This is a genomic window from Micromonospora sp. NPDC023737, assembly GCF_040639715.1.
In the GTDB taxonomy this organism is placed as follows: domain Bacteria; phylum Actinomycetota; class Actinomycetes; order Mycobacteriales; family Micromonosporaceae; genus Micromonospora.
Genome location: NZ_JBFAAL010000006.1, coordinates 175,122 through 195,218 on the forward strand (window position 1 = coordinate 175,122; position 20,097 = coordinate 195,218).

At 68.8% G+C, this 20,097-nt stretch carries 17 protein-coding genes and 2 pseudogenes; 8 read left to right on the forward strand and 11 right to left on the reverse strand.

Annotated features, from left to right (window positions below):
• Positions 1-83: 83 nt before the first annotated feature.
• Positions 84-719, reverse strand: a complete 636-nt coding sequence (locus AB0F98_RS16120; protein ID WP_357735191.1) for a response regulator transcription factor — start codon at positions 717-719, stop codon at positions 84-86.
• A complete protein-coding gene (locus tag AB0F98_RS16125; protein ID WP_357735701.1) occupies positions 671-1,972 on the reverse strand; it encodes a sensor domain-containing protein in 1,302 nt (433 codons plus the stop codon). Before AB0F98_RS16125 ends, AB0F98_RS16120 begins: the two co-directional genes overlap by 49 nt.
• Before the next feature lie 115 nt (positions 1,973-2,087).
• On the opposite strand from AB0F98_RS16125, the gene AB0F98_RS16130 reads away from it, so the two are divergent.
• Positions 2,088-3,128 (forward strand): acyl-CoA desaturase, encoded by a 1,041-nt coding sequence (locus AB0F98_RS16130; protein ID WP_357735194.1) that lies wholly within the window; start codon positions 2,088-2,090, stop codon positions 3,126-3,128.
• A gap of 404 nt (positions 3,129-3,532) precedes the next feature.
• Here AB0F98_RS16130 and AB0F98_RS16135 read toward each other — a convergent pair whose 3' ends face one another.
• On the reverse strand, positions 3,533-3,736 hold the full coding sequence (locus AB0F98_RS16135; RefSeq protein ID WP_357735197.1) for a cold-shock protein: 204 nt from the start codon (positions 3,734-3,736) through the stop codon (positions 3,533-3,535).
• 487 nt (positions 3,737-4,223) lie between these two features.
• Between AB0F98_RS16135 and AB0F98_RS16140 the strand changes: the two genes are divergently transcribed.
• Positions 4,224-6,137, forward strand: a complete 1,914-nt coding sequence (locus tag AB0F98_RS16140) for a transketolase (RefSeq protein WP_357735200.1) — start codon at positions 4,224-4,226, stop codon at positions 6,135-6,137.
• Between the two features lie 297 nt (positions 6,138-6,434).
• Here the strand turns inward: AB0F98_RS16140 and AB0F98_RS16145 are convergent, their stop codons facing one another.
• Together AB0F98_RS16145 and AB0F98_RS16150 are read right to left on the reverse strand one after the other, a co-directional pair.
• Positions 6,435-6,893 carry a hypothetical protein gene (locus tag AB0F98_RS16145; RefSeq protein ID WP_357735203.1) on the reverse strand — a complete coding sequence of 153 codons (459 nt, stop codon included), beginning with the start codon at positions 6,891-6,893 and terminating at the stop codon, positions 6,435-6,437.
• A 185-nt stretch (positions 6,894-7,078) separates the two neighbouring features.
• Positions 7,079-7,177: pseudogene (locus AB0F98_RS16150) on the reverse strand (ATP-binding protein); the annotation flags it as partial.
• 154 nt (positions 7,178-7,331) lie between these two features.
• Here AB0F98_RS16150 and AB0F98_RS16155 point away from each other — a divergent pair.
• Complete coding sequence (locus tag AB0F98_RS16155; RefSeq protein WP_357735206.1) at positions 7,332-8,486, forward strand: serine hydrolase domain-containing protein; 1,155 nt, start codon at positions 7,332-7,334, stop codon at positions 8,484-8,486.
• Positions 8,487-8,572: 86 nt separating this feature from the next.
• Here the strand turns inward: AB0F98_RS16155 and AB0F98_RS16160 are convergent.
• Positions 8,573-8,876: pseudogene (locus AB0F98_RS16160) on the reverse strand (GNAT family N-acetyltransferase); the annotation flags it as partial.
• Positions 8,877-9,012: 136 nt separating this feature from the next.
• Here AB0F98_RS16160 and AB0F98_RS16165 point away from each other — a divergent pair.
• The 3 genes from AB0F98_RS16165 (at position 9,013) to AB0F98_RS16175 (ending at position 12,603) form a co-directional block, all read left to right on the forward strand.
• Positions 9,013-10,197, forward strand: coding sequence for a low temperature requirement protein A (locus tag AB0F98_RS16165; RefSeq protein WP_357735209.1), 1,185 nt, complete (start codon positions 9,013-9,015; stop codon positions 10,195-10,197).
• Positions 10,198-10,479: 282 nt separating this feature from the next.
• A complete protein-coding gene (locus AB0F98_RS16170; protein WP_357735212.1) occupies positions 10,480-10,716 on the forward strand; it encodes a hypothetical protein in 237 nt (78 codons plus the stop codon).
• 408 nt (positions 10,717-11,124) lie between these two features.
• Entirely contained in the window at positions 11,125-12,603 is a 1,479-nt protein-coding gene (locus AB0F98_RS16175) for a hypothetical protein (RefSeq protein WP_357735215.1), read from the forward strand.
• 145 nt (positions 12,604-12,748) lie between these two features.
• Here AB0F98_RS16175 and AB0F98_RS16180 read toward each other — a convergent pair whose 3' ends face one another.
• Positions 12,749-14,287, reverse strand: a complete 1,539-nt coding sequence (locus tag AB0F98_RS16180; RefSeq protein ID WP_357735218.1) for a TROVE domain-containing protein — start codon at positions 14,285-14,287, stop codon at positions 12,749-12,751.
• A 625-nt stretch (positions 14,288-14,912) separates the two neighbouring features.
• Between AB0F98_RS16180 and AB0F98_RS16185 the strand changes: the two genes are divergently transcribed.
• On the forward strand, positions 14,913-15,866 hold the full coding sequence (locus AB0F98_RS16185) for a hypothetical protein (protein WP_357735221.1): 954 nt from the start codon (positions 14,913-14,915) through the stop codon (positions 15,864-15,866).
• A 98-nt stretch (positions 15,867-15,964) separates the two neighbouring features.
• Here the strand turns inward: AB0F98_RS16185 and AB0F98_RS16190 are convergent, their stop codons facing one another.
• Positions 15,965-16,540 carry a DinB family protein gene (locus AB0F98_RS16190; RefSeq protein WP_357735224.1) on the reverse strand — a complete coding sequence of 192 codons (576 nt, stop codon included), beginning with the start codon at positions 16,538-16,540 and terminating at the stop codon, positions 15,965-15,967.
• Between the two features lie 240 nt (positions 16,541-16,780).
• The gene (locus AB0F98_RS16195) at positions 16,781-17,443 is read right to left on the reverse strand and encodes a Crp/Fnr family transcriptional regulator (protein WP_357735227.1); all 663 of its coding nucleotides are present in this window, start codon (positions 17,441-17,443) and stop codon (positions 16,781-16,783) included.
• Positions 17,444-17,503: 60 nt separating this feature from the next.
• Here AB0F98_RS16195 and AB0F98_RS16200 point away from each other — a divergent pair, with 60 nt between their 5' ends.
• Positions 17,504-17,782 (forward strand): YciI family protein, encoded by a 279-nt coding sequence (locus tag AB0F98_RS16200; RefSeq protein ID WP_357735230.1) that lies wholly within the window; start codon positions 17,504-17,506, stop codon positions 17,780-17,782.
• Between the two features lie 119 nt (positions 17,783-17,901).
• Here AB0F98_RS16200 and AB0F98_RS16205 read toward each other — a convergent pair whose 3' ends face one another.
• Together AB0F98_RS16205 and AB0F98_RS16210 are read right to left on the reverse strand one after the other, a co-directional pair.
• The gene (locus AB0F98_RS16205; RefSeq protein ID WP_357735233.1) at positions 17,902-18,600 is read right to left on the reverse strand and encodes a class F sortase; all 699 of its coding nucleotides are present in this window, start codon (positions 18,598-18,600) and stop codon (positions 17,902-17,904) included.
• 25 nt (positions 18,601-18,625) lie between these two features.
• On the reverse strand, positions 18,626-19,921 hold the full coding sequence (locus AB0F98_RS16210; RefSeq protein ID WP_357735236.1) for an endonuclease/exonuclease/phosphatase family protein: 1,296 nt from the start codon (positions 19,919-19,921) through the stop codon (positions 18,626-18,628).
• Positions 19,922-20,097 lie beyond the last annotated feature (176 nt).

Consider the following 20,097-nt stretch of genomic DNA (forward strand, 5'->3'; position numbering starts at 1 on the left):
GGGACGACGCTCCCGTGGCGCCAACGGCGCCGGTCCCGCCGCCCGCCGCCGGTCGCCCGTCGTGCGGCGTCAGGCGGCGGGCGTCAGGCGTTGAGGTATGCCAGAACGGCGAGGACCCGACGGTTGTCGTCGTCGGAGGGCGGCATGTCCAGCTTGGCGAGGATGTTGTTGATGTGTTTGCTCACTGCCTTCTCGGTAATGCGGAGCTTGACCGCGATCGCGGCGTTGGAGCGCCCTTCAGCCATCTTGCCGAGCACTTCACGCTCGCGGGTGGTGAGCACCGCCAGTGGCTCGCGGCGGGCGAGTAGTTGCGAGATCACCTCGGGGTCCATGGCGGTGCCGCCGGCGGCGACCCGGCGGACGGCGTCGACGAACTCGCCGACGTTGGACACCCGATCCTTGAGGAGGTAGCCCAAACCCCCGTCCGGAGTGCTGAGTAGTTCGCGAGCGTACAGGGGCTCGACGTGCTGGGAGAGCATGAGGATCGGCAGGCCGGGCATCTGGGTGCGCGCCGCGATCGCGCATTGCAGACCCTCGTCGGTGAATGTCGGGGGAAGGCGGACGTCGATGACCGCCACCTCGGGCTTGTGTGTGATCAGGGCGGGCAGCAGGGCCGGACCGTTGTCGACGGCTGCGACGACGTCGAAGTCGAAGGCCTGCAGGAGCCGGGTCAGCCCGTCGCGGAGGAGGGCATGGTCCTCGGCGATGACAACGCGCACGGCAACTCCATGGTGATGACGGTCGGGCCCCCGGGCGGGCTGGACAGTGCGATCGTGCCATCGAACGCGGCGAGCCGACGTTCGATACCGCGCAGACCGGTGCCGGCGGCGGGGTCGGCGCCTCCTTCACCGTCGTCGGTGACCACCATGGTCAACGCACCGTGAGCGTGACGCATGGACACCGATGCGGTGTGGGCGCGGCTGTGCCGGATCATGTTGGCCAGCGCCTCGGCGACCGCGAAATACGCGGCCGACTCGACGGGCGTGTCGGGCCGTCCCGGCAGCTCGATGTCGACCGTGATCGGCACCGGCAGGCTGAGCGCGAGCGCACGGACCGCGCCGCCGAGTCCCCGTTCGGCGAGCACCGGTGGGTGAAGACCACGCACGAGGTGCCGCAGCTCGTCCAGCGCCGCGACCCCGGACTCACGCGCCTCGGCGAGCAGCTTGTGGGCCTCGGCCGGGTTCCGGTCGATGAGTGTGTCGGCCAGACCGATCACCATGCTCAGCGCGACCAGCCGGGCCTGGACGCCGTCGTGCAGGTCGCGTTCGATGCGGCGCAACTCGGCCGCTTGCGCATCAACGGTGCCGGCACGCGTCACCGTCAGCTGCATGACGCGCAGCCGGAGCTCGGCGGCCCTGGTGGGCGCGAGGAAGAGCCGGGCGAAGTGGGCATCGACGCGACGCAGCCACGGCGCCGCCCACAGGCCGGCGGCGAGGATGACGGCGCCCTGCGGTACGCAGAGCAAGCCGGCGCTGAACGTGTCGATGGACCAGATGCCGCCGTAGCCGTACCAGCCGGTGCCGAGCCAGATCCACAACGGTGTCAGTGTCAGACCCGCGAGCCCGTACAACGGCACGACCACACCGATCGTCCCGAGCGTGAACCCGACGATCGCGCCCGGCGCAAGCCAGGCGAGGTCGCGCCAGGTGGCCGGGTCCGTCACCGTCCACCGGAAGCGCCGCCAGCCACCGGCCACGGCCCGTTCCGGGGGCGGATGGTACGGACGGGTCACCAGTACACCGGCGCGCGAGGCACTTCTTCGCTCGAGATCGGCGCGCATCCGAACCAGCGTCATCGTCCAGGGCACCAGCGCCAGCCCGAGGAACGGCACCGGTGCCAGGGCCAGCGCGACGAGCGACACGACGAGCAGCGGGATGTTGGTGAGCGCCAGGCCGATCGCGGCCAGGCCGCCCAACCCCGAGCGCACACCGCGCCGAACCCATCGGCCCGTCCGTCCGCCCGCCACGACCATCTCCACAGATCATATTGTGCCCGCCAGTGCTTGGCTCGCATGGTGGTGCCAGCACCCCCATGCCGGAGGGCGTAGCGCTCCTGACGCATCCGATGTCAGGCGCTTTGATAGAAACATGACGATCACCATGGAGCCGCCGCGGACAGCGACCGGCAGTGATTTCGCCGTCCTGTCCCGCCGGATCAACGGCGAGGGGCTGATGCAGCGGCGACCCGCGTACTACGTCGCCCGGCTGAGCGTCGTCACGCTCATGTTGCTCGGCGGTTGGACGGCGTTCGTCGTCATCGGCTCGTCGTGGTGGCAGCTGGTGACGGCCGCGTTCCTCGCCGTCACATTCACCCAGGTCGCCCTCGTGGCGCACGACCTGGCGCACCGCCAGGTTTTCCGCACCAAACGTCCCAGCGAAGTCGCCGGGCGGATCGCCGGGAACCTCGGCGTCGGAATGAGCTACGGCTGGTGGATGGACAAGCACACCCGTCACCACAACAACCCCAATCATGATGACCTCGACCCTGACGTCGCGCCCGAGGTGCTCATCTGGGCCACCGAGTCGGCCCTGGGCCGGCGTGGGCTGAAGGGTTTCGTCACCCGGCATCAGGCCGCGCTGTTCTTCCCGCTGCTGACCCTGCTCGCCATCGACCTGAAGGTCTCCAGCATCAAGTCGCTGCGCAACGGCCTGGTGAAGCGCCCGCGCCTGGAAAGCGCGTTGCTGATCCTGCACGCCGTCGGCTACCTCTCGGCACTGCTGATCGTGCTCTCGCCGTTGCAGGCCATCGCTTTCCTGCTCGTTCACCAGGCGCTGTTCGGCGTCTACCTCGGCATGACCTTCGCACCCAATCACAAGGGGATGCCGCACCCGACCGGCGACGAGGACTACCTGCGCAAGCAGGTGCTGACCTCCCGCAACGTCCGTGGTGGCTGGCTGACCGACGCGGCGCTGGGCGGTTTGAACTACCAGATCGAGCACCACCTGTTCCCCGGCATGCCGACGCCCAACCTGCGCAAGGCCCAGCCGATCGTGCAGGCGTACTGCGCCGAGATCGGTGTCGCCTACGAACAGACCAGTCTGATCACCTCGTACCGCGAAGCCCTGCAGTACCTGCACCACGTGGGCGCACCGGCCCGCGCCGAACACGCCGCACGCCGGGCCGGCTGAACCGCACCAAAGGCTCCCCTGCTGCCCAGAGGGTCGGACGGTTGGGATGACCACCTCTCGCTGTCGGCACAACGAGGTGGTACCCGCACACCAAGCCCCTCCCTCGTACGGCGTTGGAGCCACGGTCGGCGAAGTCTCCTGGTCTCCCCGGCGGTGGCGTCGGGGAGACCATGGCACCACTCGCTCAAGCGGACAGGATCGCTCGTTGCGAAGGTGACCGGCGGCTACCGCTCAGGCGGCGGGGCGGCGGAGCGCAGGTCGACGGCGGTGTCCAGATAGCGGAGGCGGGCCGGCGCCCACCTGAATACCGAGGTTTTCCACTCCGCCTATCTGCGCGGAATTTTGCGATGAGACGCCAAACGGCGGCCTGCTGAACCAGTCAGGCCGCCGCGGCAGAACGTGAATCAGAGCGAGCGGATGTCCGACGCCTGCGGACCCTTCGGACCCTGGGTGATGTCGAACTCCACCCGCTGGTTCTCCTCAAGGCTGCGGAAGCCGCTCGCCGAGATCGCCGAGAAATGGGCGAAGACGTCGTCGCCGCCGCCGTCCTGGCTGATGAAGCCGAAGCCCTTGTCGCCGTTGAACCACTTCACGGTACCTGTAGCCATGTCTACTCCTTCGCAGGCTCTTGGAGACCGCACTATGCGGACTCGTACGCCGCCGCGTTGATCACCCGCGTCGGAAACGACACGAAAACGAGAACGAAAAAAGCGCCTGCGGGTTCTGGATGACCCATCAGGCGCCGAAACGTCAACGGAAATCAAAACTGCAACGCGGTAACCGTAGCACAAAATTCGCCGCGCGCTGCCAGATCCATGCGCGCGGCCTCCGCCACAGCACTTCACCCCGAGGCGCAACTCCGGTCGCTACGACACCTCGGCAGCAGAGTACGACGAGCCGATCCCGTGTGTCGTTGCCGTACTCCCGAATACTGCGAATCACTTTCGGCCTGCGCCGGACGTCCTCGAAGGCGATGTCGAAGGCGTTCAGGGCGGGTATCCCGGCGCGGGCACGGCAGGCCGATGGACGTCTGATCGAGGCCGTCGGGGGTAAGCGCGGCGGCAGCATCCGGTTCGCGCAGTAACAGGAGGCACCGTGACCCTCACCGCGCCCACCGCCACCATCGGCCTCGACACCGCCGCCGACGTGGCCGCCCAGCTCAGGGTCGATTCGATCCGGTCCAGCACCAGCGCCGGGTCCGGACACCCGACCTCCGGCATGTCCGCTGCCGACTTGTTCGCCGTCCTACTGACCCGGCACCTGCGCTACGACTGGGATGACCCCCGCTCGCCCGCGAACGACCACCTCATCCTGTCCAAGGGACACGCCTCCCCGCTGCTGTACTCGCTGTTCAAGGCGGCCGGGGCCATCTCCGACGACGAGCTGATGCAGGGCTACCGCCGGTTCGGGCAACGCCTGCAGGGCCACCCCACGCCCGCCCTGCCCTGGGTCGACGTCGCCACGGGCTCACTCGGCCAGGGGCTGCCCGACGGCGTCGGAATCGCCCTCGCCGGGAAGTACCTCGACAAGCTGCCCTACCGGGTATGGGTGCTCTGCGGCGACAGCGAAATGGCGGAGGGTTCCATCTGGGAGGCGCTGGACAAGGCCTCCTACTACCAGCTCGCCAACCTCGTGACCATGGTCGACGTCAACCGGCTCGGCCAGCGCGGCCCCACCGACCTGGGCTGGGACCTCGACACGTACGCACACCGGGCCGAGGCGTTCGGCGCCCGGGTACTCGTCGTCGACGGCCACGACCTTGCCGCCATCGACGACGCGATGGCCACGGCCGCGAACCCGAGCGGAGACCGACCCACGGTGATCCTGGCCCGGACGATCAAGGGGCGCGGATTCTCCGAGGTCGAGGACAGCAACGACTGGCACGGCAAGCCGTTCCCACCGGACATGGCGGAGCGGGCCATCCGCGAACTCGGAGGCGAACGCCACCTGACGGTGCGGGGGCCACGGCCCGAGCCGTCCTCCGTCGACGGTTCGAGCCCCACCAGCGGCCCGGCGGCCCGTCCCGTCACCACCCAACCGACCGAACCGGCGACGCCCGCCCGGTACGACCTGGGCCAGAAGGTGCCCACCCGCAAGGCGTACGGCGACGCCCTGGTCGCGCTCGGCGCCCAGAACCCGCGCATCGTCGCCCTCGACGGCGAGGTCAGCAACTCCACGTACGCCTTCGAGTTCGCGCGCGCCCACCCCGGACGGTACTTCGAGATGTTCATCGCCGAGCAGCAGATGGTGGCCGCGGCGACCGGGCTCGCGGTTCGCGGTTACCGCCCCTTCGCATCCACCTTCGCCGCGTTCCTGACCCGGGCGTACGACTTCATCCGGATGGGCACCGTCTCCGGGGTCGACCTGTGCCTGGTCGGTTCGCACGCCGGCGTCGAGATCGGCCCCGACGGACCGTCCCAGATGGGTCTCGAGGACCTCGCGATGATGCGCGCGCTGGACGGCTCGACGGTCCTCTACCCCAGCGACGCGACCAGCACAGTGGCCCTGACCCAGGCGATGGCCGTCCTTCCCGGGATCAGCTACCTGCGCACCACCCGCGGCAAGTACCCGGTGCTCTACCCCGACGGAGAGAGCTTCCCGGTCGGTGGGTCCAAGATGCTGCGCTCGTCCGACCAGGACGAGGTGACGCTGATCGGCGCCGGCGTCACCCTGCACGCCTGTCTCGCGGCCGCGGACACCCTGGCGGGCGACGGGATCCGGGCCCGGGTCATCGACTGCTACTCGGTCAAACCGATCGACAACGAGGCCATCGCCGCCGCGGCGGCCACCACCGGACGGATCGTCGTCGCGGAGGACCACCGCGCCGAGGGCGGCCTCGGCTCGGCGGTCAAGGACAGCCTCGTCGCCGACGGGCGCACCCTGCCGGCCCTCGCCCATCTCGCGGTACGCGGCATGCCGGGCTCCGGGTCGAGCAAGGAGCAGCTCGCCTGGGCAGGGATCGACGCCGACCACATCGCCTCCGCTGCCCGGCGCCTGGTGCACGACTGACGCAGCGCCACGCGGACGAGGATCCGTCGCGCCGATCAGGGGACGGACGTCGGACGAATCGGCACGCCGCGGCGCGGCAGCGTGCAGGCCGTGCACGAAAGGCTGACGCGGGCGGCAGGTGCTCGTGCCGGTCGACGGATGCGCCCGACGCGGCGGCAGGTTACCGCCATACTGCATGCGGAAGAGTACGGGTCGCCTACGGTGACGTCCTCTGGCGGCTACCTGGAGCGGCCCTGTTGTCTGCGGCGAGAGCTGTGAGCCTCGCCGGACCGGCCGTCTTTGATCAGCCGGAGCCGGTCACGGCTGGGGTAAGCGAGCAGCCAACTCCGTCGGCAGCACCCGTCGCAGGGCCTCCACCGTCGCCTTCGCTCCGAACCGCTCTGTGGCCAGCCGTTCAGCACGGGCGGACGCGCTGAAGATCTGGTCGACGGGTGCGGCCCGCAGCACGGCGACGATCCAGCCTTCCAGATCCATCACGTCGGCGGGCAGCTCCAGAGCCTCCGGTGTCGGTGCCGGCCGGGGCGCCTGGTCGGGGATCGGTTCGCCGGCTGAGGCGTACCGGCCGGGTGGAAGGCTCACCCGGTAAGGGTGGACGCAGACGGCGACGCCGTCGGTAGTGGCGCGCCACCCGAGGTTCGGGCGGTACGTGAAGTCGGGTCCGGGCCGGTCGGCCACGTCGAACTGACCCGGCCCGAGCTGCTGGCCGGGACACACGACGCAGGTCTCTTCACGCCAGCGCGGAAGCGGCTCGGACATGGCGCCGATCGTACGGCAACCAGGAGGTACCGGGGCATGACGCCCTGCCCCGCAGCCTCGACAATTCGGCGAGGCCAGCGACCATGGCGATTCCGGCAGCACGCAGGCTCGCCATCAGGTTGTCAGGGCTGCTGGACGAGAGGACGTCGCCTGTCAGCGTCTGCCCCGACTCGGAGGCGAGACGGGCGGGTGCCAGCGAGAACCACCGCGCCATGGGCACCGAGCGCCGGCTCGTCGCGGACGAACCAGAACCGGGCCTGTCCAGGAATGCCGAAGAGGTACAGGTAGGGGGGCTAGCCCCATGTCGGGCTTCGGGTTCTCCGGCTGGTGCAGCCATCGGCGACCTTCATACGGTCGAGGCACGCTTTTCCCCTCGGAAGGAGCCTCGACGTGAACGCACGTTCCGCAGTCCGAAGAACGGTGAGGTGGCGCAGGGCCGTGGCGGCCGCGACGGCCGGCGCGGTGCTGGCCGCGGCGATCGGCGGTGGGGTCGGGTGGGCCGCCCCGCCGGCCCCGGACCACCGATCCACGGTCACGGGGCTACAGCAAGGCCTCGACGAACTGCACGGCCTCGGCGTGTCCGGAACGCAGGGCCTGGTCCGCGACGGGGGCCGGACGACCGTGGCCCGCAGCGGCGTCGCCGACCTGGACACCGACGCACCGATGCCGGTCGACGGATACTTCCGTATCGGCAGCGAAACCAAGACCTTCGTCTCGGTGGTGCTGCTACAACTCGTCGGCGAGGGCCGGATCAGGCTGGACGACCCGATCGACCAGTGGCTGCCCGGTGTCGTCGACGGCAACGGCAACGACGGCCGTCGCGTCACCGTACGCCAGGTCCTGCAGCACACCAGCGGTCTCTACGACCCCACCGGTGACCTCCCCGCGCTGCAATCGGCCGACGAGTTCCTGGAGCACCGGTTCGACCACTACACCGCAGCGCAACTGGTGGCGATGGCGATGCAGCACCCGCCACTGTTCGCCGCCGGCACGCACTGGAGCTATTCGAACACCAACTATCTGGTAGCCGGGATGCTCATCGAACGGGTCACCGGACACCGGTGGTACACCGAGGTGCACGCCCGAATCCTGGTGCCGCTGCGCCTGACCCGTACCTTCTACCCCGGCGACCGGCCGACGCTGCCCCAGCCCCACGCCGAGGTATACCAGCAGTTCACCCCGGGCGGTTCGCTGGTCGACACGACCGTCTTCAATCCAACCGTGGCCGCCTCGGCCGGCGGCCTGGTCAGCACCACCAACGACCTGGCCCGCTTCTGGCAGGCATTGGGGCGCGGCCAGCTGTTGCGGCCGGGACAGATGGCCGAGCTGCACCGAACCGTGCTGGCCGAGACGGTCCAGCAAGTCCGGCCCGGAATCGCGTACGGGCTGGGCATCATGTGGATACCCAACCGGTGCGGCGGCTACTGGGCACACTTCGGCGACATGCCCGGGGTGAGCACTCTCAACGCGATCACGCCGGACGGGCACCGCTCGGCGGTCTTCTACCGGGCCACCGTGCTGGCCGACCCGGACCGGGCACCGGCGGTCATGCAGCGGGAGATGGCACTGTTGGACGACCTGATCTGCGCCTGACGGCCGGCGGGCAGGAACGGGGTCGGGGCACCCGGTCGACGGCGAGGATCTTCGTGGCGTCGTCGACCGGGCGAGGGATGTGTTGGGGGCGAAACGCCTGGCGGTTGATATCGCTCGCTGTGGTAGAGGTCGATGTTCCGCAGGCTCTTGGCCCCGGGACGAGCAGGATGCGACGGCAGTCGGGGGCGGCGGCGGCCTCGGCGGTGCGGGCAGCCACCAGCCCAGCCCCTGGCCTCCCAGGTAAGGCACGACGGCGCGCCTACTTACGTGCCGGTCGGTGTCGATGCGACGGGTCCGCACCATGCCCAGTAGTCGGTCGTCCAGCCAGATGCCTGTGGTGTGCCAGGTCGCCAGCCACCCGCGCACCTGCTCCGGCGATTCGTGCCGGGCGTGCTGCGTCCGCGCCACGAGCACGGCGCCGATCACGATTCGCACCATTCCGGGGCAGACCGTCGCAGAGGATGAGAGCATGCAGGACTCGCGATCCCGGCGCACCCGATCGGGGTTCTTCCGATCGAGGACGCCGGTGCTCACCGAGGAGACCCATCGGCCGACGCTCTTTGAGATCTTCTTCGATCTCGTCTTCGTTTTCGCGCTCACCCGGGTCATCGCGTTCATGGATGATCGACTCACGCCTCTCGGACTGGGTCAGGGTCTGATCGTCCTGGCGCTGCTGTGGGTGTGCTGGAGCAACTACACCTGGTTGGGCAACAGTGCCGTTGCCGATGTCGGGCGGATCCGCACCGGCACGACGATCGCGATGGGGGTCGTGTTCGTCGCCGCGCTGGTGATTCCAAACGCCTGGCCGTCGCGGGGTGGATCCGTGACCGGGCCGCTGTTGCTGGTCGGCGCTTACATAGCGCTGCGGGTCGTGCACTTCGTGGTGTTCTTCTCGATCGCCGAAGCGAACCGCAAGCACGCTCTGCTCATCTACCTCATTGTGTCGCTGATCGCTTGGGTGCCGCTGATCGCCGGCGCGTTGCTCGGTGCCACCGCGCAGATAGCGCTCTGGACGGCAGCGATCGTGATCGATTACGCCGGTGCTTTCCTGTCCTCCACCTTCGGCACGTGGACGCTACGCAGCCCCGGCCATTTCACGGAGCGGCACTGCCTGGTTCTGATCATCGCGTTGGGCGAGTCCCTGATCTCGGTGAACTCCGGCGTCGGCTTGGCAATTGTTCGCGGCTCTGTGATCCTCGCGGCGCTGCTGGGTCTCGTGGTCACGATCTGCATGTGGTGGCTGTACTACGAGAATTCGGCGGTGGGGGCCGCAGAGGTGTTGCAGAGGATTCACGGCGCCGCCCGTGATCGAATGGCGGTCAATGCGTACAGCTTGGTTCACTTCCCGATGGTCATCGGTGTCCTGTACATCGCCTTGGGCATCGAGCAAGTCCTTGATCAACTGGCGCACGAGCCGGTCCGGCGCGGGGCCGAGACGCAGCCGAGCTTGATCGACAGCGTGGCACTGTTCGGCGGGACCGCACTGTATTTCGGTGCCCGGCTGATCTTCCTGAAGGTGACTGTCGGCTACTCCATCTGGCGGCAGATCGTCGTGGTCGGCTTGGCCCTCCTCCTGATACCCGCCGCCGCGATTCTGCCCGCGCTCGCCGCGCTCGGCCTACTTACCGCCTTCGTGCTCGCCCTGGTCGTTCGGGAGTGGTTCAGCCCGCCCGGCCGCGACTTACCGCTCATGTCCCGGCGTGGCGCCTGAACAGGCTGCCAGCCTTCCGGCAGCCAGCTTCCACGGCTCCTTGACGAGCCCGTCACGCGAGGTCTCCTCCGCGTCGTACACCCGACGCGGGCCGAGCACTTTCCAGACAGTTAGGGGTTGGTCCGTGGGGGCCAGATGTTTCCCGAGAACCCTCGACCACAACCTCGAAGACCATGGCTGCAGACCCCTGATCTTCGCCACCAATCCGTCATGAGCGGCTTGTCAGAGCCACAAGGTTTCCCACGGTCGGGTTGGAAGCGAGGACCGGTCGCGACGGATGCAGTGCTGGTTGCGCTCATCGCGGGCTTCGTCGTCGAGCAGTGGGACGAGGTGCCCTTCGACCACCGGGCCGACCCGTCGAGCCGGTGGGAGAAGTCGTTCGACGAGATCCTCAACCAGTTCCAGGTACGCGTCTGCCTGGGCACCAGCAGAGAGGTGCAATCTGCCAGCCCAACCGCGGTGGGCCGGGTTCCGACACCGCAAGCGTCCGGCCAACGACTCACGGGTCTCGCGGGGTGAGCCGGGCGGTCAGGCGGTGCGAAACGCCCGCTTGGCGAGCGTCACGATGAGGCCCACCAGCACGCTGGCAAGGACCTCCACACCGATCTTGATGAGGATTGCGCTCATGTTGCTCTACTTTCCTGTGGATTTGGCCTGGTTCAGCGAAAGCTAGCCGAGGCCGGCCAACGGCAGGTGTACGGCCGGCGGCCGTTGGTCAGCAGGAGGGTTCACACCGGTTTGCCATCACCCGCCGCACAGAGCAGGCGGCTCGGGCAGCGGTTCCAGCGGGTACGCCAGCGCCCGCGGGAGACGAGAGACGGTCACGCGTACGTCGACTGAATTCCCCCGAGCAACAGCGGCCTGGTCAAGATCACCGGGACGAACAAGTCGCTGGCCTTCGATATGCGAGCGACGCATCATAGATAGATGCCGTTCGGCCGATGGCGAGCAAAGAAACGCGTGCAGGACGTGCTGGCTGCCGCCCTCTACGAGCGTGACAGACGGGCCCGTGAGCGGATCGACCGGTGGTGGGCGGCCGGTGGAGCCGAGCGCGAGGAGGTCTGGCGCGGTGCATGGTTCCTGCTGATCGAGGCGGACTTCAGGTTCGGCACCCATGAGCGGCCGGAGCGGGTAGCTCCGGTGCTGGAGTTCCTGCTCGAGGCCGACCCCACGTCCCCGTACCAGCCGCAGGTCCGGCTGACTGCCTGTCTCCCGCAGACCGCCGTGGACCCGCCGGTCGGCGTCTACACGGGTGAGCCGAAAGTTCAAGAACTGGTCGACGCCGCGCTGAGCTTCCCTGACCCCGAACTGTGTCAACGGTTGGCTGGCCTGCTGTCCGTCACCGACCAGCCCGGCCTGCTGGACGCCCTCGAAATAGAATTCCGGTTCCGGGCGCAGCCAGGCCCGACCTACGTCGGCGTGGCGCCGCCCGGCCACGAGACGCGGTGCGACCTGTGGCTGGGAGGCGAACCGAATTCCTTCCTGGAGATCGTCAGTGCCAACCCGAACCTGCCCCGGCCACCCGCCGCGCCGGACGACATCGACCTGGCTCTGCTCGCGCTGCTGAAGGACCGGCTCGACCTGCTGCCGGCATTCGACGAGCGCGCCTTGGCCCCGCGGCTGCTGGAGTATCTCGGCACCTGGCTGCCCGAACAGGTTCACGAACGGTGCCGCCGCGCGCTGCATGATCTGTCGTCCCGCGAGGGCGCCGCGGTGGTGTGTGTCCGGGCGCTGCACGGTGACCCCGAAGCCATTGCCGCAGCCCGCGATGCCGGGTACCGGCCGGCCAACCCCGCCTTGGTGCCTGCCTTCCTGCTGCTCACCCGGCAGTTCGCGGAATATCGCGAAGCCGATCCGGACGGGCGAGTCCTGCAACTGGCGTGCTCCGCCGGTGAGCCGAGAACCAAGCTGGACGTCGTCGTCCGCCGGGTCCTGGCGATCCTGAGTACGGACCTGCCGGACGACGTGGCCGCGGCCGTGCGGCGGTCGCTGCGCGACCTCGGCCCGGCAGACGACCCCTCCGTCGACGATCTCGAACGCCGATGGATGCGAAGGGCGATCCTGGATCGCGCTCTCAAGCTCAAGCGGGAGGCCGTCGCCGCCGTGGTCGACGCCGGCTACCTGCCCGAGGACGACGAGCAGGACCTGCTCCCGTTGCTGTTCCTCACCGAGCAGTTCGAACGGTACGACCGCGAAGACCCGGACGGCACGAAGCTACGCGCCGTCCTCGCGGAGCGAGGTCCCGAGTACAAGCGCAAGCATTTCCGGGTCGTCGCGAAACGGGCCGGCCGCCCCGATCCGTGGCCGCCCGAGGAGCCGTCGTCGCCGGGCGACCGGTCGCCGACCTGGCACCCCACCACCTGGCCGAGCAGCCTCACCGGCCACACCTTCGGCGGCCTTTTCTGAGCCAGGTCCCCGCATCGGCACACCCGTGAAAGCGCAGCACGTCGCGGCCGCCCAACGGGATCGCCCGACACAACGGCCAATGCCATCGACAACTGGTTGCGCCACGTGCGGCGTCGGCCTGCTCAGGCCGACGCCGCAACGGACGTCAGAACGGCCACTGGTCGCGGGACCCGGCCTCGATGAGCGGGACCATCGCGAACGCGGCGTCGGACAGACCGCCGAACGTGTGCCGGTTGCCGACTGCCGGCGTATGCCCGACCCGGTAGCCGGCCAGGTTCCAGGTGTAAACCGGCACCCGCGCGGGCACCGCCGCCGCCACATCCTCCGAGCCGTGCCAGTGCGCCTGCTCGTCGGTGAGGATGACCACCCGGTCATGCCGGTCGTAGTGCCACCGCACCGCCTTCTCGGTCTCGGTCCCGCCACCGTAGAAGTAGCCGCCGTCCTTGAACCGGCGCACCGCCGCCAGCACCGACTCACCCGCCACGGCAGGGAACACTCTGCTGGCATTGGAGAAGGACACCACCGTCGCGTCCTGCGCGCGGGCGGCCAGCGCGAGGCCGAACACCGTGGCCGCGTCCCAGCAGCGCAACGTGCCGTCCTTACTGAACGAGCTGGTCATCGACCCGGACGTGTCGATCAGGATCAGGGTCCGCCCGTCCAGGGCCGGCACGTTCACCAGCGCATGCTGCAACGCCTTCTCCAACGGGTACGCCCACCGCAAGTTCGGTGCGGCGTTGTACGCCGACAGGAAACGCATCGGCAGCACCCGTGACTTCGCGACCTCGCCCGGATCGGCCAGCTTCTGCGCGACCGTCTCGGCGACGGCGTCGCTCACACCGGCCTGGTCGAAGTTACGCAGGTTACGCAGCAGCGCGAGGTAACCCATGCTCGGGATTATCGCCTCCCACGCCGCAGCGTCCATGGCGGTCTGCCGCCAACCGGCGAGGGCCTCCCACGTCATCCCGGCTGCGCCGAGCACCGCCGGGTCGATGACAGCCCGGCGCCGCTCGACCGGCATACCCATCAGCTCGGCCCGGGCCGCCAACGTCGTCAGCGACGCCGGTGGCGGGTTGTCGCGCTTGTGACGCCGGTCCAGTGCGTGCCGGAACAGGTCGCCCTGCCGCTCGTCCTTCGCCGCCGGGTGGGTCAGGTCGATGACATCACCGAACCGCACCGCGCTGCCCTCGGAGTCGTACTTGAGCAGGCTGCGCTCGTGATACAGCCGCGCGACGGCATCGGCGATTCCCCGCTTGACCGGCTTCGGCAGCGCCCGACCATAACGGCCCAGCCAGTACGCCAGCGCCTCCCCCGGCTCGTCGGCACGCTGCAATGCTGCGTCCACGATCGTGCGTGAACCCGGAACACCCGCAGCGACCTGCGCACGAGCGCCCTCCAAGGCCGCCACCAGCGCCGCCGAACGCAGCATCGCACCAGTACGCAGCCAGGGTACGAACCGCGCAAACCAGTCGGGGTCGGTGACCGCGACGGCGGCGATCAAGTCACGAAACCGAGCATCCCGGCCGGCGGCGTCCTCGTAGAAAGTGTCCTCGCCGACCATGTTCGACACACTCAGCAGGAAGAGCTCGGCGCGCGGCTCGCGGGCGAACCCTGGCGCTCCCTCGGCGGTCACCATCTCATCGGCCTGGTGCCGGTTCTGGCGCAGCCTGAAGTTGAACTTGCCCATGACGCCCCCATGCCCGTCGAAGACGAGGAGACGCCACCACCGCGCACACCCGAGATCAGAAGTCGGCGACGGACTATGCCCGCTGCTCTGTCCGATTGAGCTATCAGCCCGAAGGCCTCGGGGGACTCGAACCCCCAACCCGCGGATCCGTGAAGTAACCGCTGCCTGCGCACCGGGTGTGCGGTGTGGTGGCGCCTCCCGAGATCAGAAGCCGGTGACGGACGCGCTCTTCACCGAGGCCGTGGGGCCCCTCCAAGATGTAACCGTCACCTTCGCACCGGGAAGTGCGTGCGTGACGCTAACCGCGGCGACTGTGGTCGGGCAACAGAGTTAGCCATCCCGTGATCATGGGCAGAGGTCACGCCGCGTGCCCGAGATCAAGAGTCGACGACGGAAGTGCCTATTGCTCTGCCATCTGAGCTACCAGCCCTTGCAGGCTGGAGGGGACTCGAACCCCTGACCCATAGATTAGAAGTATCCGTCTTCTGCGCACCGGGCTGCGGTGTGCGCGCCTCCCGAGATCGAAGCGGCGACGGAGACTGGCCCCTGCGGGCCAAGGTGACCTGGGCCGCTGGTCGACACCGCCAGAGGGCGGCGGCGGGATTTGAACCCGCGTCTCCCCGTTATGAGCGGAGTATCCGTTGCCTGCGCACCGGGAGGTGCCGAAGGCACGGTATGGGATCCCACGCGCGTCGGCAAGCCGAATTTCGTACGGACAACATGGTTCGAGGCAGCTGACCAGCGCGACCTTGCGATCCTCCACCCCACGCCGTCCGGGCCTTTCACCGGACGATGCTCGTTATCCACCGGTCAGGGCGGACACGCCGACGGGGCAGAGGACGATCCGCCGAACACCGTGACGAGTGCGCCGAGCATTGCCCGCCCCCTTGCCAACCACAGACGCCTGTCGTTGATCTGTCGTTGGGCGGCGATCGTTGCGCGGAGCACACTGACCTCTATGAACGGTCCGGCTTTCTTCCTCGCTGATCCACCGCATGGTCCGGCGGTCGCTGCCGCTTACGACGCCGATGTCATCTCCGACGGGTACGTCAACAACCTCACTCGTGTCTGGTGCTGGCGTCCTGACGTGCTCACGTCCTTCCAGGCTCTGCGTGCCGACCTGCTGGCCGAATCCGGCCTGTCGAGCCGGGAGGTAGCCGTGATGGTCACCGCCACCGCCGCCGCCCGTGGCGACGCATATTGTGCGCTCGCCTGGGGGTCCAGGCTCGCCGAGCTCAGCGACGAGGCCACCGCCGCAAGGGTCCTGCAAGGCGTCGACAGTGACCTGTCCGATCGGGAGGTCGCCCTGGCCGGTTGGTCCCGCCAGGTCGTCCACGATCCGAATGCCACGACCGAGGCCGACCTGGACCGCCTGCGCGATGCGGGTCTCAGCGAACAGGAGATCTTCGAGGCGACGACCTGGATCGCGTTCCGGCTGGCGTTCTCCACCATCAACGACGCGCTGGGTGCACGGCCGGACGCGCAGCTTGCGGAAAGGGCGCCGAAGCTCGTCCGCGAAGCCGTCACCTACGGCCGGCCTGTGGCGTGTCCTGCCGATCTTGTCGTGGACGATCGTTGACGATCTGCCGGTGGCGCATCGTGGTGAGTTGACCGATGAAGCGTGGGTGGTGACTTCGCCGCGGCTCCCTGAGCCGGGGCGGTGGCGGGATCACCGATCTAGATGCTGCGTTTGCTGGCGTCGAGGGCGGCCTGCTCCACTCGCTGGCGGTAATCCAGCCACCATGACTCGCCGGCGGGGGGCAGGTTGTCGTTCCGGGGCAGCAGCCCGGCCGCGCCGTCGATGAGTTCGCGCACGATGTCAGCATGGCCGGCGTGCCGTTGTGTTTCCGCTATGACGTGGACCATGACGTGGTGCAACGTGACCGCTGCGTCGCCCCACCACGGCACGCGGCCGACCTCGTCCAGTGCAAGGGCTTCGATGGTGGCGTCGGCGTGAGCGATCGCGCGACGGTACAGGGAGACGATCTCCTCGCGGGTTTCATCCGCGGTCGCCCACATGTCGGCGTTGGTCTCCGCTCCGTCGCCGACGTAAGGCAGCGCCTGCTCGAACGGCCGGCCGAACACGACACCGAAGTAGAGGGCCTCACTGACCGCCGAGTGTTTCACCAGACCGAGCAGGTTGGTGGCTGTCCGGGTCAGCGGGCGCCGAATGTCGTATTCGCTGAGCCCGTCGAGCTTCCACAGCAGCGCGTCGCGGCCGCCCTTCAGGTAGCTGCGTAGGTCAGCCTTCATGCCGGCACTATGGCATCCGTTGGGTGTCGGCGCTGCCCCGCACGGTCCACAGAGCTCATGATCGACAGTAGCTGCTCCCGGACGCACGCCGCCCCCGTCCCTCGGGCAGAGCAAAGGTTGCCCCCGGTGGCAACACGTCCGCCGGCCACTGTCAGCGGCATGGACCTGCTACCTCGACAGAACGGCCCTCGATTGACGCTCCGGCAGTTCCCCGCACCCGGGGGACGCCAACCGGCCCGCTCAGCCGGCCCGAACCGCGGCGAGCCCCGGCGGATCGAGCACCACCACCGATCCTGGTTCCACCCGGACCAGGCCGGACGCGGCGAGGTCCCGTAGCGCGCGGTTGACGCTCACCCGCGACAGGCCGATCTCCTCGCCGAGACCCTCCTGGGAGCCGGGTAACCCGACCCGGCCTGTGCTCCCCCGGCCGGTCTCGAGGAGCCAGGACGCGACCCGTACGACCGGGCGTCCGGAGGCCCGCCGGATCATGGCCCGCCGGTCCTGGTTCACCTGCTCGGACAGGTGGCGCAACACGTGGTCACGCAGCGACGGCACGGTGTCGATGAGGTGACGCAACAGACTCGCCGGGAGCCGGCGAACCCGGCACGGGGTGATCGTCGTCCAGGTCGCCGTGTGTCGGCCACCGGCCAGCACCGCCGCCTTGTCCACCACCGCTGGCCCGGTGACCGTCGCGAACCGTACCCGGGACCCGTCCCGGCCGTCATGGGCGGCGGACAGGCTGCCGCTCTCGACCACCAGAAGATGTTCGGCCGGGTCGCCGGCGCGGGTCAGCGGGACGCCGGCCGGAACCGACCGCGCCGGGTGCCGCCGGGCGATCTCGTCGAGCCGGGCGTCGTCGAGCGTACGGAACATCGGCGCCCTGGCCAGGCCCTGATCCGTCATTCCGGGGACTGTATCCCGCGATACAGCAGCGGCGACCGTCGGCCGCCTACCGTACGGGTCATGATCTGTGTCGAACTCAGCTTCACCGACGATCCGCGGCGCCTCGATGCCCGTCCGGCCCACCGGGAACGGCTGCACGCCCTCTACGCGGCGGGCGAAGTACTCGCCTCGGGCCCCTGGGCGGACGACTCGGGCGCCCTGCTCGTCTTCATCGCGGACCGGGCGCGGGTGGAGCAGATCCTCGCCGAGGACTCGTACTACACCACCCCCGGCGTCGAAGTGACGTCGGTACGTGAATGGTCGCCGGTGGTGGGGCCGAGCCGGCCGGGACGGCCCTGAGCGGCCGGCACCCGCGTCGCGCCCCCGCAAACGAAGACCCGAACACATCTGCCCTCTGGTGCCACGTCCTGAGGTCCGACGATTCTGGTGAGCGGGGCGGGGGGCAGGCTCCGCCGCGGTCAGTTCGGGTAGGCGATGACGATGCGGTTGAATTCGTAGCCGATCCTCGCACCGAGCCATCGACCACCGCAGGTGACCAGCACGACGCGGTGAGGTCCTTCTTCCCCGAACAGGGTGGGCGCGCGTTGGGGCAGGTCGTCTTTCGACAGTGTGTGTACCTCGCCGATCCGATACCGGCGGGTCTGCCCGTGCTCGTCGACGACGTCAAGGCTTTCACCAGGTTCGGCCCGCCAGAGTTCGGCGAACGGGCCGCTCGCCGACCGCCAGTCCACATGCCCGGCCAGGACCGCCGCTCCTGACCGGGCGCCCAGGCTCACCCCCCACCACGCAGCCTCGCCCACCGAGTCGGGCACGGGCAGGGTGCCGTCCGGACCGACATCACGGCGTACGAGTCGCGCCGTGCCACCCTGCGGCAGTCGCACGGCCGGGCCGGCCAGTTGCGATGGCGTGCTCGGCCGGTTGTCGGCGGTGGAGATCCCGCTGCCCGCCGCGGCCTCGGTGGTCGCCGGCGGTTCCTGCGGACGCACCGACGGCGAGTTCGGCGTGGCAACGGCTTGCGGTGTCACCGTCGGGTCTGCTGCCGGGGCATGGTGGGAGAGCGCCAACGACAGGACGGCGGCGGCGGTGAGGACCACCGCCGCCGCCAGTGCGTGTCCCCGGCGCGCGGTCCGCCGGGACCAGTTCAACGGGCTGTTCATCCGTCGTCGTGTTCCAGCATGACAGTCACTGGGTGGTCGCCTCCTGCTGACGGCTCGATCGCGCGCGTCGACAACTCAACAGGAGGACCAGAGCGGACAGTGCGATCGCCGACCCGGCAAGAGGGCCGGACGCGTTCTCGGGTCGGGTCTGCGCGACCCCGTCTGCCCGAACATCTGTCGGCGCCTGTTCGGCTTCAGGTACACCGGTCGGGGAATCACCAATCGCGTTCAGCGTGGAGCCGTTGCTTCCGTCACCGGCTGGGATCTTGGTGGGCACTTTGGGCTTGAGTCGCAGCAACGCCACCAGACCAGCGTGATCCGATGGCCACAGTCCGTTGGACGTGCGGTCCTGCACCTGCTCTCCAATCAGCCGGGCAGAGATCGCCGACAGGTGTGCCGGCTGATAGAAGACGTAGTCGATGCGCTCACTCAGCTTGGAAGGCAGGTTGCGGAGCTCGGGGTCCTGGGCAGAGGTGAAGCCACCCTTCGGACCGTGGATGATCCGCCAGGCATCGTCGTAACCCTCGGTGGTGAACGTGCCGTACGGGCCGGCCGCTTCAGTGGGCGGGGAATTGAAGTCACCGACAGCGACGACTGGATACGACGATCGTGCCAGCGCGGCATGCAACTCCTGCCCCTGCGCGTTGCGGACGGCCGGGTCCGCGAACTCCAGGTGCGTGGTGGCCACCCGAACCACCCGCTTCTTGGCCAGGCTCACGTCCACTGCCGCCCACCCGCTGGGGATCGTGAAGGTGACACCGAACGGGGTGTTGACAACGAGTTTCGCTGCGAAGACGCGCGACTGAGCGTTCGCGACCCGAACTCCCTCCTGCACGAGGACGACATTTCGGTCCGTGAAGCTCACCTGCTCCGTGGCGCTGATCGGCAGGGCGGTGCTGAACGTCGTGCCGGTCACGGCGGCACGGTAGTGAAGGCCGGCCTTGCGCAGCTCGCGAAGCAGAATGTCCAGGAAGTCGTAGGTGACCTTGAGAGAGCCGCTCAGTGGCCCCTTCTTCCACAAAGCCACCTCCTGCAGGCCGACAACGTGGGGCCGCTCCTGCTTGAGCAGACGCGAAATGGCTCGGGCGCGAGCTGGGAAGTCGGTCGCCACCACCTGGTCGTACGCGAGCCCGGCTCGCCTGACGAGTTCCTCTTGCGTTGGTGCAGTCGCCAAGGGCGCGAAATCGGCTCCGAAGTAGATGTTGTAGGTGGCGACCTTGAGCTGCTGATCGCCGCTGGCCTGGGCCGGTGTCGCCACGCCCACGGCCACTGCGGCGACCAGTCCGATGGCGGAGAGCAGCGCCATGAGTCTTCGTGTCATTGCCTTCTCCTCATCACAGGTTCCGGCCTCGTGCGGCGCGGCTGATGCCACCAGAACCTCCGGCACGACCGTAGCGCCATATCGCCCACTTGACACCGAATTGTGGTGATGAGGGAGCTTTCAGTCGAGCTGCTCTCGTGGCATGTCGAGTCGACTCGCGAGTGCGTGCGGCGGCA

What these genes read in the sequence shown, in the direction of transcription:
- AB0F98_RS16135 (WP_357735197.1), bottom strand. Translation starts at nt 3,736, where the DNA reads ATGGCTACAGGTACCGTGAAGTGGTTCAACGGCGACAAGGGCTTCGGC.
- AB0F98_RS16145 (WP_357735203.1), bottom strand. Translation starts at nt 6,893, where the DNA reads ATGTCCGAGCCGCTTCCGCGCTGGCGTGAAGAGACCTGCGTCGTGTGT.
- AB0F98_RS16195 (WP_357735227.1), bottom strand. Translation starts at nt 17,443, where the DNA reads ATGACGGATCAGGGCCTGGCCAGGGCGCCGATGTTCCGTACGCTCGAC.
- AB0F98_RS16130 (WP_357735194.1), top strand. Translation starts at nt 2,088, where the DNA reads ATGACGATCACCATGGAGCCGCCGCGGACAGCGACCGGCAGTGATTTC.
- AB0F98_RS16185 (WP_357735221.1), top strand. Translation starts at nt 14,913, where the DNA reads ATGAGCGGAGTATCCGTTGCCTGCGCACCGGGAGGTGCCGAAGGCACG.
- AB0F98_RS16175 (WP_357735215.1), top strand. Translation starts at nt 11,125, where the DNA reads ATGCCGTTCGGCCGATGGCGAGCAAAGAAACGCGTGCAGGACGTGCTG.
- AB0F98_RS16200 (WP_357735230.1), top strand. Translation starts at nt 17,504, where the DNA reads ATGATCTGTGTCGAACTCAGCTTCACCGACGATCCGCGGCGCCTCGAT.
- AB0F98_RS16125 (WP_357735701.1), bottom strand. Translation starts at nt 1,972, where the DNA reads ATGGTCGTGGCGGGCGGACGGACGGGCCGATGGGTTCGGCGCGGTGTG.
- AB0F98_RS16180 (WP_357735218.1), bottom strand. Translation starts at nt 14,287, where the DNA reads ATGGGCAAGTTCAACTTCAGGCTGCGCCAGAACCGGCACCAGGCCGAT.
- AB0F98_RS16190 (WP_357735224.1), bottom strand. Translation starts at nt 16,540, where the DNA reads ATGAAGGCTGACCTACGCAGCTACCTGAAGGGCGGCCGCGACGCGCTG.
- AB0F98_RS16210 (WP_357735236.1), bottom strand. Translation starts at nt 19,921, where the DNA reads ATGACACGAAGACTCATGGCGCTGCTCTCCGCCATCGGACTGGTCGCC.
- AB0F98_RS16205 (WP_357735233.1), bottom strand. Translation starts at nt 18,600, where the DNA reads ATGAACAGCCCGTTGAACTGGTCCCGGCGGACCGCGCGCCGGGGACAC.